This is a genomic window from Hymenobacter siberiensis (assembly GCF_018967845.1).
Taxonomy (GTDB): domain Bacteria; phylum Bacteroidota; class Bacteroidia; order Cytophagales; family Hymenobacteraceae; genus Hymenobacter; species Hymenobacter siberiensis.
In genome coordinates this window covers 1199888-1218380 of sequence record NZ_JAHLZZ010000001.1, presented here as the reverse complement: position 1 = coordinate 1218380, position 18493 = coordinate 1199888, and the positions used below count along the sequence as shown (strand labels likewise).

Sequence of the window (18493 nt, the reverse complement as noted above, 5' to 3'; positions counted from 1 at the left end):
TCCTTCGCAAGCTCAGGATGACAGATTTTTTACCTCAATCCGAATTTACCTAATCCCATTATGCCCGACGAAGAAATCCTCGAAAAAGGCGTCCTCAATCCTGTGCAGCCCGAAATTCAGGACCCGCTGCTGCAGACCCTGCTGGCCGAGGAGCCCATAGCCACCAATACGCCGCAGGAACAGCCACAAGCAGTGGAGCCCGAAGCCGATGAAGTTGACTGCGTGGTGATTGGGCTGGGTGCGGGCGGCGCGCCACTGCTGGCCCGGCTGGCCCAGGCTGGCCTGAAGGTGGTGGCCCTGGAAGCTGGCCCCTGGCACAACCCCAAAACCGACTTCGCCACCGACGAAAAAGCGCAGGATTTCCTGTTCTGGAACGACGAGCGGCTGGCCGCCGGCGGCGACCCGCTGGCCATGGGCAAGAATAACTCCGGCACCGGCGTGGGCGGCTCTACGCTGCACTACACCGCCTACACCCCCCGCCCGCTGCCCGACGATTTGCACGTTCGGCGCGACTTTGGGCAGGGCGAGGACTGGCCGGTGAGCTACGAGGAGCTGGAGCCTTATTACAATGAAGTTGAGCGGTTTATCGGGGTATCCGGCCCCACCCCCTACCCCTGGGGGCCCGCCCGCAGCCAGGGCTACCCGCTGGCCCCGCTGCCGCTGAACAGCGCGGCCCAGCTGATGGTACGCGGTGCGGAGAAAATGGGAATCAAAACCTCGCCGGCGGCCAATGCGGCGCTCTCGGCGCGCTACTACCAGGAGGGCGTGGGCTGGCGCGAGGCCTGCACCAACCGCGGCTTCTGCCAGGCCGGCTGCTCCAACGGGGCGAAGTCGAGCATGGACGTGACGTTTATTCCGCTGGCGGTGAAGCACGGGGCCGACATCCGGCCCAACAGCTTCGTGACCGAGATTGAGCGCGATGCCCGGGGCTACGTGACGGGCGTGGTGTACACCCAGAACGGCGAGCAAAAGCGCCAGCGCTGCCGCCACCTGTTCCTCTGCGGTGGCTCGGTGGAAACCCCGCGCCTGCTGCTGCTCAATGAGCTGGCCCTCACAAGCGGGCAGGTGGGCCGCAACCTGATGGCCCACCCCGGCCTGCAGGTATGGGGCACGTTTGCCGATGAGGTGCGGCCCAATAAAGGAATTCCCGGCGGCCTGATTTCGCAGGACACCCACCGGCCGAAGGACGCCGACTTCATTGGCGGCTACCTGCTGCAAAGCATTGGTGTGATGCCCGTTACGTTTGCCGGGCAGGTGGCCCGGGGCCGCAAAATGTGGGGCCAGCCCCTGCGCGACTACATGCGCAACTTCAACCACATTGCCGGCATCAATATTCTGGGCGACTGCCTGCCGCACGCCAACAATTTCCTGGAGCTGGCTGAGGAAAAAGACGCGCGTGGCCTACCCAAGCCCCGCCTGCACTTCACGGCTCAGGAAAACGAGCACCGTATGAATGCCCACGCCGAGAAAATCATGCGCGGCATCTGGGAAGCCGCCGGCGCTACGGATATCTGGTCGTTTCAGCGCTATGCCCACGTTATTGGCACGGCCCGCATGGGCCGGAGCGGCGACGATGCGGTGGTGGACGCCAACGGCCGCGCCTTCGACGTGCCCAACCTCTACATCTCGGACAACTCAACGTTCCCGAGTGCGTTGAGTGTGAACCCGGCCCTGACCATCATGGCCCTGAGCCTGCGCACGGCGGACAAGTTTCTGGAGAGCCTGAAGTAGCAGCCAACTAAGGAATCAGGTACTTGAAAGAACGTCATGCAGAGCGAAGCGAAGTATCTCGCGTGCCACCGCTAATCCTTGACGCTTTCAAAAATTGAATTACTAACCCACGCGAGATGCCTCGGTTGCGCTCGGCATGACGTTCTGAATTTCAAAAAACCATGAAGTCTTTTCTCACAGAAATCAAAGACCATTTCGGCGATGGCAACTACGAGGGCGACCAGTACGGCGGCGCGCAGGGCCACAACGGCAATGGCCTGCCCACCGGCCTGCCCAATAATTTCATGTTCGCCACCGGCATCGAGTGCAGCTACCCGACCATCGACAATGGCAAAACCCGCCGCGACCTGCTGGCCGAATGCGACCACTACAACCGCTACAAAGAGGACCTGGCGCTGGTGAAGGAAATGGGCCTGAGGGTGCTGCGCTACGGCTTGCCCTACTACAAAATCCAGCTCAGTCCCGACAAATACGACTGGGAATTTGCGGATGCCGCGATGGCCGAAATCCGCCGCCTCGAAATCACGCCCATTCTGGATTTGATGCACTTCGGGGTGCCCGATTTCATTGGCAATTTCCAGAACCCCGAGCTGCCGGTGCATTTCGCGGCCTACTGCGAGGAAGTAGTCAAACGCTACCCATGGGTGCGCTTTTACACCCCGGTGAACGAAATTTACGTGACGGCCAAGCTGAGCGCCAAGGACGGCATCTGGAACGAGCAGCTGAAGTCGGACAAGGCTTTTGTGACGGCCCTGAAGCACTTGGTGGCCGCGAGCATCATGGGCACCCAAAGGATTGCCAAGCACCGGCCCGACTGCATCATCGTGCAGAGCGAGTCGGCGGAGTTTACCCACGAGCTGCGGGCCGAGCACACGCCCGAAGTGCAGCTCCAGAACAAGCTGCGCTTCGCCTCGCTCGATTTGCTATATGCCCACCACCCCGAGGGCGAGGTGGTTAATTACCTCTGTGACAACGGCATGGCCCGGCGGGAATACGACTGGTTTATGGCCGGCGAGCCCCCCGGATACCAGATAATGGGCAACGATTACTACGGCCGCAACGAGAAGATAATGCTGCCCGATGGCTCCATCCAAACCAGCATGGACGTACTGGGCTGGTACAACATCACCCGCGACTACTACCAGCGCTACAAAAAGCCGGTGATGCACACCGAAACCAACGTGTTTGATGCCAAAGAAGGCCCTACCTGGCTCTGGAAGCAGTGGGTGAACATCCTCAGAATGCGCAAGGAAGGCGTGCCCGTGCTCGGCTTCACCTGGTATTCGCTCATCGACCAGATTGACTGGGACAAGGGCCTGGCGCGCAAAGTGGGCACCGTGAACCCCTGCGGCCTCTTCGACCTCGACCGCAAGCCCCGCCCCGTGGCCGAGGCCTACAAAATGCTGCTCCAAGAATACGGCCAGATTACCATTGTACCTCACGGCGAGCTCTTTGAAATAACCTCCGCGCCCGCCACGCTGAAAGTGGAGGTGTAGTGCGGACGCCACAGTGGGGTATCAGGAAGCTTACGGCGGGCTAATGCTTTACCTCGATTGCCTGACGTACAGCCCGACCAGACGCATCTTGGTGCACCAAATAGTAAAGGCCATCGGGCAGCTTGCGTGTATCCAGCACGCGGGCCGTTTTCCCTTCCCGAACGGCCTGCCCATGGCCATCGTAAAAGGTGTAAGGGCCGGTAACGGCCGGCAAGTTTAGGCGCTCATCGACCGGGTTGGGGTAGGCCTCGGTAGCGGGTTGGGCGGCGGCATTCGAGCGCGACATCACACAAAACTGCCCGTTCTGGAAGCGGTATACTGATTACCAACTCTGGCTCGTGGGGAAGAAATCGCCACACGACGTGGAAACGCGTAGGCCAACATCAAGCCAGTCGCCGGTACCGGGCGAGGTTACCTGAATGGTCTGTCCCGAAGCGCTATAGGTGGCAGTAGCTCCTGTTTGGCCGTTGCGCTGGGTCACGGTCCAGTCGTAGGTATAGGTCGTGTTGGGAATATATCGGTAATCATTGATGCCAGCGGACAGCGCAAAGCTGGTATTAGCGCAGATTTCCGTATCGGTGTACGATGCATCGGGTACGATGCTGACGCTACTGCCCACTCCCACTATGCCCGTGCTGGTGCTGGCCGTGCAGCCGCTGCCATTGCTGCCTGTTGCTACCCCGATGGTAAAATCGCGGCTCAGAGCCGTGGCTGAAGAAGTGATATCCAAGAAAGGCAGTGTGGTAGTGGTGCTACCCTGCGGACTGAACGGGTACGGGATGCTCCAGGTATAGGAAGTGGCAGTCCTGCACCCGGGGCGGCCGTCCCCGCCGGGCGCGTACGGGATGCTCCAGGTATAGGAAGTGGCGCCGGGTGCCGGGTCTACCTGCACCCGAATGGTTTGCCCCAGACATGAGTTGGGAATAGGCTGCAGACTCACTGGTGCCATTTCGGCCCGTACCGTGACGGCAGTGGCCGCAACGACAACAATGGTGCTGGCCCCGTTGCGCGTGTAGGTGGCCGTGAGGCCGATGCTGCCTGTGCCCGGCCCGGTAACGTATACGCCGGGCGTGTCCGAATTCAGGCAGCAAAACGAATGCACAATGCCACTCACCGAGAAAACATAATTGCTGAACGTGCCACCGCTGGGCACCCCCATACTCAGAGGCCGCACTTTTTCATTCTCAAGCTTTTCTCCGCAAAACAGGACAATTGGCCCACCCTGGGGAGTGCGGTTACTGGCGATGACGAGCGGCGGGGTAATGCAGTTGATATTCAATGTGCGTTCAGCACTCTTTGTGGGAACGTACCCTGCCTGTGCCCCTACCAAACATTCCGTATCTACCGCCCGCACCCTTACCACCGGGGTGGCACCGCCCGCGCACGCCGAGGCTGGCGGCGTGACTTGAATGCGGTTGGGCGTGTTGTAGGTGGGGTAGCTAAACAAGCGTGGGGTGCCGTTGGAAATGCTGTTCTCGGGCCAGCTCCACCCCGAAGGTATCGTCCACTCATAGCCGTTGGCCGCGATGGTCGCATTGCGATTCGGGTCGTTGGCATTGCGCGGAATCGTTAGCAGTGGCACTTCCAGCGTCACTGCTGCCGTGCTGCCGTGCTGCCAAAGTCGATGTTGCCGCTCGTGCCGCCGTTCAACGTGAGTGCGCCCAACGGCTGATTGGTAATGGAGCGGATGTAGACGGTTAACGAAGGGGAACTCCCGTTAGCTGTTGTATTACCGCAGTTGGTGTAGGTTGTTTGCAATGTCGCGGTGCCACTTGGTACATCATTAAATGAAATCTGCATGAGGCCAGCCGTTGTCGGATTGGTCAGCAACGTATTGCCGCCCGCTACAGCCCAATTCACTGAACAGCCACTTGTGCTGGGAGAAGAGGCAGAAGAAAAGTTATACGTATTGTTCGGGCATAGAAACGTGCCGTTGGCGTTTTAGAGCATAGTTGGCTGGGCGCTTACCGGCTTAGGCAGAAGCATTAATCCAAGCAGTACCAGAGTGCACAAATGCGTAAATAGTGCTTTCATTTTGGTTGAGAAAAAGTAGAAAGGAAATTAAAAATCATAGGTCACCCCCAGTAGTTGTACCGGCCTCTAAGTCAGCGCAACACGGTTAGCCTGAGTACGCTCATCTAAAAAGCGGTCCACCTCGTCGAATTTGGTAAATGTTTCCCGCACATGGTATGTACTGCGTTGATGAGTGTAGCTCAATGGCAGGGCCGTTTCGGCAAACATGCACAAGCGCCGCATGATGTGATAATTAATTCCCACAAAGGAGCGTATTTGTACCTGCCAGTCCTGCGTCGTGCGTTCGTAATAATCTATTCCAAATCCACCTGGAGGATAAGGAGCTCGATACGCCGAGGAAAAGCCTTGGCGCTGGTAGCCTAAACCAACTTCTACCCCGTAATACAGCGATACACGTCGGCCTAGCATCCGTTGCCACTCATAACCAGCAAATACCTGTAGCTGCCACTTCCGATAGCTTGGCCCTGTTACATAGCCATTAACGGTATCAAAAATATCATCCTTAAAATTAGTCGAATCGGCATAGGTAAAAAGTCCCACCAGTCCCAGCCGCAACGATTTAGTGGGCGTGAGGCGCTGCTTATAAATCAGCCCGATGGGCAGGCTGCGGTTGGCGGTGAAGAAGTGGTCCAACTGCGGGCTGGCCGTCAGGCCAAACTCGTGCTTGTAGGGGCGGGCCGTATCGGCCGGGGCTGGGATGGCCATTTGGGCCGTGGCCAGGCCTGGGACCGCCGCTAACAAAGCTGCGCACAGAGGCGCGAAAAAGGTGGAGTTCATGCGTTTTTCAAAACAAAGATGAGCGGCCAAGATAGCCGTCGGCCCCGCTCCGGAAGCATAAATCGGTGCCACGCAAAGGTGTGACCAACCACAAATGCAAAAAGGAAACAACGAAGCTGTTTAGAAAGTCAAAGGACTCCCAAAAAAGCGCGAAATTTGAGGTGTAACACTCCTTTTTTCGCATTTTAATGGAAGTCCTGTCCAAAGATATGATTCGCCAATGGATTCTGCCCGCGCTCACCTTCTCCGCCCATGGCCGCCCCTCGATCGTGGAGCCGGCCGAGTTGGTGGAAGCCATTCTCTACAAACTCAAAAGCGGCTGTCAATGGCGATTATTGCCTGTTAAACAGTTTTTTACGGGCGCATCGCTGACCTGGCAGGGCGTGTACGCCCGCTTTAATGCGTGGCGCAAGGACGGGTCCTGGCAAGGGGTATGGCTCCGCTTGTTGCGCGAAAACGGGGCCCATCTGGACTGTTCCAGCGTCCAACTCGACGGCAGCCACACGCCCGCCAAGAACGGCGGGGAGGCCGTCGGCTATCAGGGCCGCAAGAAAGCCCGTACCACCACAGCCCTCTTCTTGGCCGATAACCGGGGACAGCCGCTGGCCTGCGCCAGCCCGCAGGCGGGCAACCACCACGACACCCACCAGCTCAACGCCTTGTTCGGGGAAATCTGCGCCTCGCTCGAAGCGGCCAATATTCCCGTCGCCGGGCTGTTTCTGAACGCCGACAAAGCCTTTGACACCCAAGGCTTTCGTCAGGAATGCGCCCGGCGCGACATCGAGGCCAACATTCCCCGCAACCGCCGCGCCGCCGACTGGCAGACCGACGACGACACCTTTTTCGATCCCGAACTCTACCGCCGCCGCGTCGTGGTCGAACACGCCAACGCTTGGCTCGACGGCTTTAAAACGTTGCTCGTGCGCTACGAAACCAGCGTCGGCAATTGGCTGGCCTGGCACTGGCTCGCCTTTGTCGTCATCTTTTTGCGAAAAATCAACCAAAAGCCGACTTTCTAAACAGCTTCAACACCTCTAAAACGGACAATAACCAATTTTATCCTCCATATAATTATTCAATTAAAAAAATGGGGGGGGGGGGGGGTAAATTTCCAGACAATGGAAGGCATAGTTGATAGTGGTGCACACAGCAGAAACGCTGGGTTTGTGACATCCCAGGCCGTTGGCTTTAGTAGCAACAATGGCACCGCTACGTGGATTTGACAGCGCGGGTCGCCAGTCGGGCAAAGCCACAAACCCCTTTTTTCTCGCATCTGGCCGGGCGCTTCTCTCCCCGTAACGCAACGCCCCGCCAAGCGGACTTGCCTTAGTTGGGGCTATCGTGTGGCAAACGGGAAGGCCCAAGCCACAGCCTGGCTGCAAGCAGTGGAACCCACTGGCCGGGCCCTGACAACCATTCGCACGGCAGGTTTAATCCTTCATCACAAATTTTCCTGTTTTCGGCACGGAACTAGTTGGGAGCCGCTTGCGCTTTGCGTAAATTGCGGGACTAAGTGCCGAACCATTAGCTTTTAGCTGATAGTCTTTGTATTTCTTGTTTACTATCAGTTAGTTATGTCAAATGTATCAACTGTTTAATTTGGAGCAAGCACTTACTTATGGTTTTGGCATTTGGCCCTTTTATACTTCGTATGAAATTTCTTGCTCCGCTGCTCCTGGTGTGCCTCCTGGCACTGCCGGCTGCAGCCCAGCGTATCGTAATCAGTGGCCAGGTAGTGGAGGCTACGAACGGTGAGCCGGTGCCGTTCGCGTCCATCTTTATTCCGAAGAGCAGTGCCGGCGTCACGGCCGATGCCGATGGCAAGTTCAAGCTCACCGCCACGGGCTCGCCCGATTCCATCGCGGCCTCGGCGCTGGGCTTTGCCACGCAGCGGCGCCAGCTCAGCAACGCGGCCGTGCAAACGGTGCTCTTCCGGATGAAAACCGGCGGCGTTACGCTGGGCGAAGTATTCGTGAGCTCGCGCCAGCCCGAGAACCCGGCCTTTCGCATCCTGCGCGAAGTGCAGCGCCACAAGCCCGGGAATGCCCGCACCGCCCTGCAAGCCGCCGAGTACGACTCCTACAACCGCATCGAAACCAGCCTGATTGACCTGCCCAAGAGCTTGTCCAATCGCAAGGTTATCAAGGATATTCGGGCGCTGGCTGTGCGCCAGGGTGCCGCCGCCGCCGCCGATGTTGATGCCCCGCTCCCGGTTTTTGCCTCGGAAGTGGGCTCGCGGGTATACCAGCGCAACTCGCCTCTGCGCCGCCGCGAAGACTTGCTGCACAAGCAGATGCGCGGCGTGGGCCCGCGCGAAGGCTCGGTACTCTCCCAGATGCTGGGCTCTAACTTCCAGAACTTCGACTTCTACCCCAACTGGCAAAACGTGCTGGGCAAGGACTTCATCTCGCCCATTGCCGAAGGCGGCCGCGTCACCTACGACTACGAGCTGCAGGATTCCGTGTTTGTGGGCAAGGACTGGTGCTATAAAATTGCCGTCACGCCCAAGCGCAGCCACGATTTGGCCTTCAAAGGCACCATCTGGATTACGCAGGAAGGCTACGCCCTGCGCCGGGCCGACCTCGTGGCCAGCCCCGAAGCCAACATTAACTTCGTGAATGACCTGCGCATTTACCAGGACCTGACCTCGCCCGCCGACGGCGCGGGCCTGCCCACGCGTACCAAAATGGTGCTCAGTGTACGGCCCTACGAAAAGCAGGCGGCCATGCTGGTGCGCTTCACCACGGTGAGCAGCAATTTCGTGCGCAACCAGGTGCACGAGGAGCCCGGCTTCTACGACCAGCCCATTATGTCGTCGCTCATGGAGCCCACCGAAAAGGAGGAGCCCGGCGTGGGCAGCCTGCTCACTGGCCTGCCCCAGGGCGGAGCGGGCGGCTACTTCGACCAGCACCGGCCCGATACCCTGAGCCTGAGCGAGCGCCAGACGTTTGCCGTACTCGACTCGGCCAAGCAGCTGCCTTCGGTGCGCAACGTGCTCGACTGGGTGGAGCTGCTCGTGAACGGCTACAAGCGCGTGGGCAAGCTCGATTTGGGCCCCATATCCACGCTCTACGCCAACAACGACTTCGAAGGCAACCGCTTCCGCTTTGGCTTCCGCACCACGCCCGCAATCAGTCGCAACTGGCTCACGCAGGCGTACATAGCCTACGGCACCAAAGACAGCCGCTTCAAGTACGGGGCCCGCGTCAGCTTCGTGGCCGAGCGCCGTCACTGGACGGTGTTCACCGGCGAGTTCAAGCACGACGTGGAGCAGGCCGCCCTGCTGGACAACGACTTTCTCGACAACAACAACCTATTTACGGCCGCCTCGCGCTGGGGCCGTTTCCGGCAGGGCAAACCCGTGCTGCGCGACCTCACCTCCCTGAGTGTGCAGCGCGACCTGTTCCACGGCTTTACCCAAACGCTGACGCTGCGCTATCAGAACATCAACCCGCTGTTTCAATACCGCCGCTCCACCAGCCCGGGTGGCCAGCCGCCCACAGTGGAGCCCGGCTCGGATGTATTGCAGTTGAGCGAGCTGGTATCTGAATCGCGCTACGCGCCCGATGAAAACCTGGTGCAGAGCGAAACCCGCCGCCGGGCCGTGGGCCTGAAGCGCCTGCCGGTGTTCACCCTCCGCTACACGCTGGGCGCCATCGACTGGACACAGGGCGACTTCATGTACCACAAGTTCAATCTGGCCATTTCGCACAGCGTTTCAGTGGGCCAGCTGGGCCGCCTCACCTACCGGGCCGAGGGCAACTACATTCCCACGGCGCTGCCCTACTTCATCCTCAAAACCCCGCTGGGCAACCAGACGCCGTTTTACAACGCCAACGCTTTCAACTTGATGAACTACTTCGAGTTCATCACCGACCGTTCGGTCACGCTGCGCCTCGACCACCATTTCGAAGGCCTGCTCGTCAACTCCATTCCGGGTATCCGCGCCCTCAACTGGCGCTTGGTGGGTACCGGCAACGTGCTCTATGGCAAGCTCTCGGACCGGGCCCGCCGCATCAACGGCAATACGCCCGACCTACCCGGCACCATTTCGACCCCTTATGTGGAAGTAGGCTACGGGGTAGAAAACATCTTCAAGTTTGTTCGGGTCGATTTCATTCACCGCCTCACCTACCGCGACACCCCCAATACCAGCAACTTTGGCATCAAAGTGGGAGCTCAGTTCCGTTTGTAGCCGCGCGGCCTGCTCAGATGTTAACGCCCGGCTGTGTTTCGACACGGCCGGGCGTTTTTTTATTGCCACTACGTACTGTTGTATTTCGTGCGTGAACTCTTACCTATAAAAGCGGTTTCCTTCAACCGGTTTCGAGTTGCATTTTTGTAAGTTCGCCGCTGCTATGCCTCGTATTTCCTCACTGATTTCACATTTGCAATCTATGGGTGGTAAGTACCCGCTATTCCGACTGGCCATCTTATTCCTCGGGCTGCTGCTGCCGGCCCGTGCCCACGCCACCCCCGAAGATACCCTGGCCGTGAACCCGGCCCAGCCAGCCCTCTACCTGGAGGAAAATTACTACAGCATGCTGGAAGACCCCACGGGCCAGCTGCATCTTGCCGATGTGCAGCTGCCGGAGTGGAGCCGCCGGTTTGTGGCCATGCGGGGCTCGGGGCACCCGCCCAACATCCAGCATCCGAGCAGCATCTACTGGCTGCGCATCACGGTGCGCCAGCGCCCTACCGACAATGCGGCGTGGTACCTCGAGCTGTACGACTCCCACATCGGCAACGCGATGTTCTTCAGCCCCCAACGCGGCTCAACTACCGCCTACGACAGCGTGGCTACGGGAGCCAACCAATCGTTTGCCACGCGCCCGCACCCTTACAAGAACTTTCTGTTTGACCTGCCGCCCCGGCCCGGCGAAACCGCCACCTACTACCTGCGGCTGCACTCCGACACCCGCACCAGCTTCCGGGCCATGCTGCACAGCGGGGCTGGCCTCATCCCGGAGCTGTCGCTGCAATACTGGCTGCTGGGCATTTTCTACGGCATCCTGTTCATCATGGTGCTCTACAACCTGATTCTGTTCTTCTTCCTGAGCGAGCGCACCTACCTCTACTACGTCCTATACGTGCTCAGCGGGGCCTTGCTGTTTCTCACCGAAGATGGCCTGGGTTTTCAGTACTTATGGTCCGATTTCCCGCGCCTGAACCACTTCATTGGGGCGCTGGCCCCGGTACTGCTGCTGCTCACGTTTGCGACCTACGCGGGTGGCTTTCTTGACACGGCCTCCCGGCTGCCGGGGCTGCACCGGGCGGGGCAGTGGGTGGTGGGCATCAGCACGACCCTTCTGGTGCTCGATGCGGCGGTGGTGCATTCGGGGTTTAGCTTCTGGCTCTACCTGTTGCCTTATGGCTTGCTGTATTATGCTGGCTTACAAGCCTATCGCAGCGGCCTGCGACCAGCCCGCTACCTGTTGCTAGCCCAGGCGCTGGTAGCTATCAGCCTCACGTTTCTCATCATGCGCAAGCTGGGCATCAATTTCTACAGCAATGTGTACACGGTATATAGCCTGAATGCCGCCTTTGTGGTAGAAGTAGTGATTCTGAGCTACGCGCTGGGCGAAAAGCTGAAGGGCCTGATGGATGTCGCGCTGCTCACGCAGCACCGCCTGCTGAAGCAGCTACGCAAAAAACACCAGGCCCAGGACCGACTGGTAGTGCAAATGCGCGAAAACCAAATCCTTAAAGACCAGCTCAATACCGAGCTGGGAGGCCTGGTAGCCCTGCGCACCACCGAGCTACGCCAGCAAAATGAAACTGTGGCCGCCCAAAACCGCGAGCTACTGCAAGCCAACGGCCTGCTGGCCCTGCAATCGGCCGCCATCGAGAAGCTCAACGGCGACCTCAGCCGCGACCTGCACGCGGAGAAGGCGGCGCGCATAGAGTCGAAGGAAGTAGACTTTGGCGAATTCAGCCAGATATATCCTGATAAGGATGCCTGTCTGCGCTACCTGGCCGACCTGAAATGGGGCCACGGCAGCTACCAATGCCGCAAGTGCGGCCACGAAAAGAGCTGCGAAGCCCGCGAACCCTACGCCCAGCGCTGCACCCGCTGCCGCTACGTGGAGTCGGCCACGACGGGCACCCTCTTGCAAAAGTGCAAATTCTCAATCGTCAAGGCACTGTATGCCGTCTTCCTGCTGCACGCTCACAAAGGGAACTACTCCCCCTCCGAGCTGGCCCGGGTGCTGGACCTGCGCCCGGCCACCAGCTGGACCTTTGCCCAGAAGGTACTGCAGGCCTTGCAGCGCCGCCGCCAGGCCACCGACTACGAGGACGGCGAACCATGGACCCACGTGCTATTGGATGCCTCAATGGAGATGGAGGTGGAGGAGAACGAGCCTACCAAAACCAGTAATTGAGCGCACCCAATACTCCGGCAACGTTTGTGACTAGCAGAAATAGCTTTTCAGGTATTAATAACTGCTCTGGCCGGCATTCAGCCTGATAATTCACTACTTGGGAATTATTCCCCGTTTTTTTTCAACAATAGCCGTTTTTTTTTGTTGTTTTTTAGCCTATCAGACAGAAGACCAAAACGCTCCGGCTACCCGAATCAAGCGAGAATCAGCAATTGACGCGTGTGTGGCAAGCGTATAAACCATTTTTGAAAATACCTCAAAACCTTCAAATAAAGCGTTTCAGGGCATTTATTGAGTTGTATTAGCTCAACACACTCTACTACATTTGGTCAACTGAATACTACAGATGCCTTTATTTTCCTCCCTGATTCGCCTTCGCATACTTGCCGGTTCGGGCTTGTCATCGGCAGTCCAGCCTTCCTTATTTGGATGGCGCAATCTATTACTAGCGGTGCCACTCCTGGCGGCCTGCCAGCGCGGGGTTGTCCCCATGGCCACGGTAGCTCCGCCTACCGTGAGCATTGCGGCTGAGCTACCGGCCGCCACCTTTAGCCCGCGTGTGCAGCAGCTGCTGGCGCAGATGACGCTGGAAGAAAAAATTGGGCAGATGACCCAGTTGAATATTTCGGCGATAAATCATACTGGCGCCGGTGGTGATGTCACCCTCGATTCGGCCAAAGCAACTGCTCTGGTTCGGGATTTTCACATTGGGTCCTTCATCAACGGGGAGGCTGTACCGGCCACGCAATGGCTGCGCTACTCGGCTGCGCTGCAACGCATCGCCCTGCGCGAATCGCGGCTGCACATCCCCATGATTTATGGCATCGACCACATGCACGGGGCCAGCTACGTGAGCGGCACCGCCATCTTCCCGCACAACATCAACATCGGCGCCAGCTTCAATCCGGAGCTGGCCCGCCAGACGGCCCGCGCCACGATACTTGAATCGGCTGATTTGGGGCATCACTGGGTGTTTGCACCGGTCCTGGACCTGGGCGTGAACACTTACTGGCCCCGCTTCTACGAAACCTACGGCGAAGACCCGCTGGTTGCCGCCACGCTGGGCAGCGCCTTCGTGCGGGAGATGCAGACCAACACAGAAATCGCGCCCTACAAAGTAGCGGCTTGCGGCAAGCATTTCCTGGGCTACTCGGACCCGCGCAATGGCTGGGACCGTACCAATGCCCTCATTCCAGACCAGCGGCTGCAGGAGTTCTTCCGGCCTTCGTTCCAGGCCGCAATCGATTCCGGCCTGAAGTCAATCATGATTAACTCCGGCGAAATCAACGGCGAGCCGGTGCACGCCTCCAAGGCCATTCTGACGGACCTGCTGCGACGCCAGATGGGCTTCAAGGGCGTGGCCGTGACCGACTGGGAAGACATTATCCGGCTGGTACGCATTCAGAAAGTGGCGGCTAATGAAAAGGAAGCCACCTGGATGGCCATTGACGCGGGCGTGGACATGGCCATGACGCCTTACACTACCACCTTCTGCCGCTATGTGAAGGAGCTGGTGCAGGAGGGCCGCCTCACGCAGGCCCGCATCGACCTTTCGGCCGGCCGCGTGCTGCAGATGAAGGATGGAATCGGGTTGTTTGAAAACCCCATGCCGCGTGCCGACCGGCTGAGCCGCGTAGGCGACCCAGCCCTGCGTGCCCAGGCCGTTGGTGCCGCCCGCGAGTCGGTGGTACTGCTTAAAAATGAGCAAAATATCCTGCCCATGGCCCCGGCCAGGGTGAAGCGCCTGCTGGTAGTGGGCCCCTCGGCCGACTCCCGCGCCAACCTGTGCGGCGGCTGGACCCTGGCTTGGCAGGGCCGTCCCGAAGAGGCTTACCCCAAGGACGTGCCCACCGTGCTCGAAGCCCTGCGCCGCGAGTACCCGCAGGCCAAAGTAGAGATGCTGCCCTACCGCGACGCCAAAGGCAACCTGCTGCTGGCCAGCATTGCCCGCGCCGCCCGGCAGGCCGATGCCGTAGTACTGGCCCTGGGCGAGCGCCCGTACACCGAAGGCCTGGGCAACACCTCCGACCTGACCCTGCCCGACGACCAGCAGCAGCTGGCGCGCACGGCCCAGGCCAGCGGCAAGCCCACCATTCTGCTGATGATTGGCGGGCGGCCGGGCATCATCCGGAGCGTGGCCGAGGGCACGCCGGCCATTATCTGGGCGGGGCTGCCAGGCTACGGCGGCGGCACGGCCCTGGCCGAAATCATCAGCGGGAAGACCAATCCGAGCGGTAAGCTGCCGTTTACTTACCCGCAGTTTGCCGGCCACATCACCAACTACCACCACGACAACAACGAGAATAGTCTTGATTTGAGCGACTTCGGCGCGGGCTTTGAGCAGCGCGGGGCCAAGTACAAGAGCTCGATGCTCACCGAATTCGGCGAGGGCCTGAGCTATACTACTTACGCCTACTCGGGGCTGGCGCTGAGCGACTCGGTGCTGACCGGGCCGGCCGCCAAGCTGCGCGCCACGGTGCGCGTGGCCAACACCGGTGCCCGCGCCGGCCAGGAGGCGGTGCTCTGGTTCCTGACCGATGAGGTAGGCCGCGTGGCCCGCCCGGTACGCCTGCTGAAGCACTTCGAGAAGCAGCCCTTTGCCCCCGGCCAGAGCCGCGAGCTCACCTTCGATATTGACCCGCTGCGCGACCTGAGCTACCCCGATGGCCAGGGCCGGCCCCAGCTGGAAAACGGCTGGTACACCCTGCGCGTAGGCTCCCAGATGATGCGCTTCCGCTATGCGGGCGGCCCGGTAGCCGGCACCACGCCGACCACCAGCAACACGACCGGCGCGGTGCGGCCCTCCGGCGGCCCGCTACCCGCCGGCGCGGCTACGGCCGCAACCTCCCGATAACCCAGTTTTTTGAATACCCAGTTGCTTCTAATTCCCACTATACCATTTTCAACTCTCACCATGAAGCGAAATTATTACCTGATTGCTCTGTTGCGCCGCTCTGCGGTGCTGCTGGCTTGCGGGATGCCCATCCTAGCGCACGGAGCTCCGGCTTCGGCTTCGCGCCCGGTGATGCGGCCTGTAGCCGATGTACCCGTAAGCGGGCGCGTGACCGACGGCAGCGGCGGCGGCCTGCCCGGCGTGACGGTGCTTGTAAAGGGCACCACGATTGGCACTACGACCAACGCCGACGGCAGCTTCTCGCTGAATGCGCCCGAGCGCAGTACCTTGGTATTTAGCTACATCGGCTACCGGACGCAAGAGGCCGTCGTGAGCGCCAATGGCACGGTATCCGTGTCGATGGCCGTAGACGAGCAGAAGCTGAACGAAGTAGTGGTAGTGGGCTACGGTACCCAGCAGCGCGGCAGCGTGACGGGGGCTGTATCATCGGTAACAGCGAAGGAGATTGCCTCCCAGCCAGTGGCCGATGCTACCCAGGCCTTGCAGGGCCGGGCGGCGGGCGTTACGGTAACTTCTAACGGTGGCGCGCCGGGCGGCGCGGCGGGCACTTCGGTGCGCGTGCGGGGTATTACATCGGCCGGCAACAACAACCCGCTGTACGTAGTCGACGGCTTCCCGCTACCCGACAACGGCAGCGAGAACCAACTGAACGCCATCAGCCCCAACGACATTGAAACCATTGACATCCTGAAGGATGCCTCGGCCACGGCCATCTACGGCGTGCGGGCCGCCAACGGCGTGGTCATCATCACCACCAAGCGCGGCAAGTCCGGGCAATCCACCATCAACGTGGATGCCTACCGGGGCGTGCAGGATGTATCGCGCAAACTGAGCCTGCTCACGGCCGAGCAATACGCGGTGATTAACAACGAAAACCGCCTCGCGGCGGGCCAGCCCATTGTGGTAGACCGCCTGCGCAATCCGCAGGCCCTGGGCACGGGCACCAACTGGCAGGACGAGGTGTTCCGCCGGGCGGCTATTCAGAACTATTCGCTGTCGGCCACGGGCGGCGGCGACAAGGCACGCTTTGCAGTTTCGGCCAGCTACTTTAAGCAGGACGGTACCATTGTGGGCTCTAATTTTGAGCGGTTTACGCTGCGCGCCAACGGCGACCTGCAGATAAACAAGATTCTGAAAATCGGCAACAGCATTTCGATTACCCACCTGGAAGACCGGCAGATTACGACCAATAGCGGCGAGTATGGCACGGTGCAGCAGGCGCTGCGCATTCCGGCCATTATCCCGGTGTTCCGACCCGATGGCTACTACTATGAGCCGCGCGGTGCCCAGGACAACTTTATTGAGGAAAACCCCATTGTAGCGGCCACCCTCAACAATCAGAAATTCACCCGCAACCGGGCCCTCACCACCTTCTTTGTGGAAGTGGAGCCCCTGAAAGGCCTGCGCTTCCGCACCAACGTGGGTGCCGACCTGATTTTTGACAACTTCAATTCTTTCCGGCCCACCATTCCCGAGCTGCGGGTGGGCACTGATGTGTACAGCACCCGCTACAACCTGGCCGGTGCCACGGCTACGGCCGGCTACACGCCGAGCTACCTGATTGAGAACACGGCCACCTACGACCACCTCTTTGCCAACAAGCACCAGGTAACGCTGCTGCTGGGCCAGTCGGCGCAGGCTTTCAACTTCAGCAACGTGGAAGCCTACCGCACGGGCTATCTGCGCAACGACCTGCAGGTGATTAACACCGGCCCGCTGAACACGTCGCTGGCCAACGCGGGCATTATCAACCCCACCTCGCACCTGGCCAGCTACTTTACCCGCCTCAACTACGAGTTTGCCGGCAAGTACCTGTTCTCGGCCATTGCCCGCTACGATGGCTCGGGCAACTTCCCGCCCGGCCAGCAGTTCGGCTTCTTCCCCGGCGTATCGGCCGGCTGGCGGGTGTCGGAGGAGGCATTCCTCAAGGGCAACGCTGTTATCAGCAACCTGAAGGTGCGCGTGGGCTACGGCAAGGTGGGCAACCCCAACAACGCCGGGCGCTTCGCCTACCTCTACTCCATCAACTCGGCCATTTCGTATCCCTTCGGGCCCAGCGGCACCATTCAGACGGGTGCCGCGCCTACGCGCCTGGCCAACCCCGACCTGCGCTGGGAAACCAACAACCAGACCAACCTGGGCTTCGACTTCGGCTTCCTCGACAACCGCTTTGAGGCCACCATCGACCTCTACGACCGCACCTCGCCCAACCTGATTGCGCCGGTACCCGTGTCGCTGGTGTCGGGCACCTATGAGAGTGTGAACCGCAACGCGGCCTCGGCCTACAACCGCGGCGTGGACGTGTCGCTGACCTCGCGCAACATCCAGGGCGGCACTTCGGGCCTGACCTGGACCACCAACCTGAACTTCTCGGCTTACAAGACCAAGCTGGAATCACTGGGTGCCGGGCAGCCTTATGATGGCCTGAGCAGCCTGAGCGGCGTGATTGTGCGCTACGACCAGGGCCAGCCCTTCGGCTCGTTCTTCGGCTACGTGGCCGATGGCCTGTTCCAGACGCCGGAAGACGTAAAAAACCACGCCACCCAAACCGGCGGCACCAACTCGCAAACCAGCACCGCCCCCGGCGACATCCGCTTCAAGGACCTGAACGGCGACGGCGTGATTAATGCCTCGGACCGCACCTACATCGGCAACCCCAACCCCAAGTTCACCTACGGCGTGAACAACAGCCTGACCTTTAAGGGTATCGACCTAAATGTGTTTGTGCAGGGTTCGCAGGGCAACCAGATTTACAACCAGAACCGCTACATCCTGGAAAGCGCCCTGTATGGCAACAGCAGCGGCAGTACCCGCGTGCTGGGCCGCTGGACCGGCGAAGGCACTAGCACCGACGTGCCCCGCGCCATTGCCGGCGACCCCAACAACAACCTGCGCGTGAGCAGCTACTACATCGAAGACGGTTCCTACCTGCGCATCAAAACCCTGACGCTGGGCTACAGCCTGCCCACGGCCCTGTCCAGCCGCATTGCCGCCAAGCAGCTGCGCGTGTACGTGTCGGCCCAAAACCTGGTGACCCTGACCAAGTACACCGGCTTCGACCCCGAGGTGGGCTCGCGCGGGGTAGACCTGGGCGTATACCCACAGCCGCGCGTGTTCCTGGCCGGCCTCAACCTGGGCTTCTAATCCTTAACGACTTA

11 protein-coding genes are annotated in these 18493 nt (G+C 60.0%); 7 read left to right on the top strand and 4 right to left on the bottom strand.

Annotation, left to right across the window (positions count from 1 at the left end; genetic code table 11):
• Window positions 1-60 precede the first annotated feature (60 nt).
• Window positions 61-1731 (top strand): GMC family oxidoreductase, encoded by a 1671-nt coding sequence (locus tag KQ661_RS05160; protein ID WP_216685836.1) that lies wholly within the window; start codon window positions 61-63, stop codon window positions 1729-1731.
• A gap of 161 nt (window positions 1732-1892) precedes the next feature.
• Window positions 1893-3227: a family 1 glycosylhydrolase gene (locus KQ661_RS05155; protein ID WP_216685835.1), complete on the top strand. Its 1335-nt coding sequence runs from the start codon at window positions 1893-1895 to the stop codon at window positions 3225-3227.
• Between the two features lie 40 nt (window positions 3228-3267).
• Here the strand turns inward: KQ661_RS05155 and KQ661_RS05150 are convergent, their stop codons facing one another.
• The 4 genes from KQ661_RS05150 to KQ661_RS05135 form a co-directional block, all read right to left on the bottom strand.
• Window positions 3268-3513 carry a T9SS type A sorting domain-containing protein gene (locus tag KQ661_RS05150; RefSeq protein ID WP_216685834.1) on the bottom strand — a complete coding sequence of 82 codons (246 nt, stop codon included), beginning with the start codon at window positions 3511-3513 and terminating at the stop codon, window positions 3268-3270.
• A gap of 36 nt (window positions 3514-3549) precedes the next feature.
• Entirely contained in the window at window positions 3550-4809 is a 1260-nt protein-coding gene (locus KQ661_RS05145) for a hypothetical protein (RefSeq protein ID WP_216685833.1), read from the bottom strand.
• 8 nt (window positions 4810-4817) lie between these two features.
• The gene (locus KQ661_RS05140; RefSeq protein WP_216679655.1) at window positions 4818-5087 is read right to left on the bottom strand and encodes a hypothetical protein; all 270 of its coding nucleotides are present in this window, start codon (window positions 5085-5087) and stop codon (window positions 4818-4820) included.
• Between the two features lie 240 nt (window positions 5088-5327).
• Window positions 5328-6038, bottom strand: coding sequence for a hypothetical protein (locus tag KQ661_RS05135; protein WP_216685832.1), 711 nt, complete (start codon window positions 6036-6038; stop codon window positions 5328-5330).
• Window positions 6039-6226: 188 nt separating this feature from the next.
• Between KQ661_RS05135 and KQ661_RS05130 the strand changes: the two genes are divergently transcribed.
• The 5 genes from KQ661_RS05130 to KQ661_RS05110 all read left to right on the top strand — a co-directional run bounded on the left by KQ661_RS05130 (window position 6227) and on the right by KQ661_RS05110 (window position 18479).
• On the top strand, window positions 6227-7057 hold the full coding sequence (locus tag KQ661_RS05130) for an IS5 family transposase (protein ID WP_216685353.1): 831 nt from the start codon (window positions 6227-6229) through the stop codon (window positions 7055-7057).
• Between the two features lie 632 nt (window positions 7058-7689).
• Complete coding sequence (locus tag KQ661_RS05125) at window positions 7690-10233, top strand: DUF5686 and carboxypeptidase-like regulatory domain-containing protein (protein ID WP_216679653.1); 2544 nt, start codon at window positions 7690-7692, stop codon at window positions 10231-10233.
• A 202-nt stretch (window positions 10234-10435) separates the two neighbouring features.
• On the top strand, window positions 10436-12421 hold the full coding sequence (locus KQ661_RS05120) for a 7TM diverse intracellular signaling domain-containing protein (RefSeq protein ID WP_216679652.1): 1986 nt from the start codon (window positions 10436-10438) through the stop codon (window positions 12419-12421).
• Between the two features lie 490 nt (window positions 12422-12911).
• Window positions 12912-15275 (top strand): glycoside hydrolase family 3 N-terminal domain-containing protein, encoded by a 2364-nt coding sequence (locus KQ661_RS05115; RefSeq protein WP_216685831.1) that lies wholly within the window; start codon window positions 12912-12914, stop codon window positions 15273-15275.
• A 60-nt stretch (window positions 15276-15335) separates the two neighbouring features.
• Window positions 15336-18479 (top strand): SusC/RagA family TonB-linked outer membrane protein, encoded by a 3144-nt coding sequence (locus KQ661_RS05110; RefSeq protein ID WP_216679650.1) that lies wholly within the window; start codon window positions 15336-15338, stop codon window positions 18477-18479.
• The last annotated feature ends 14 nt before the right edge of the window (window positions 18480-18493 follow it).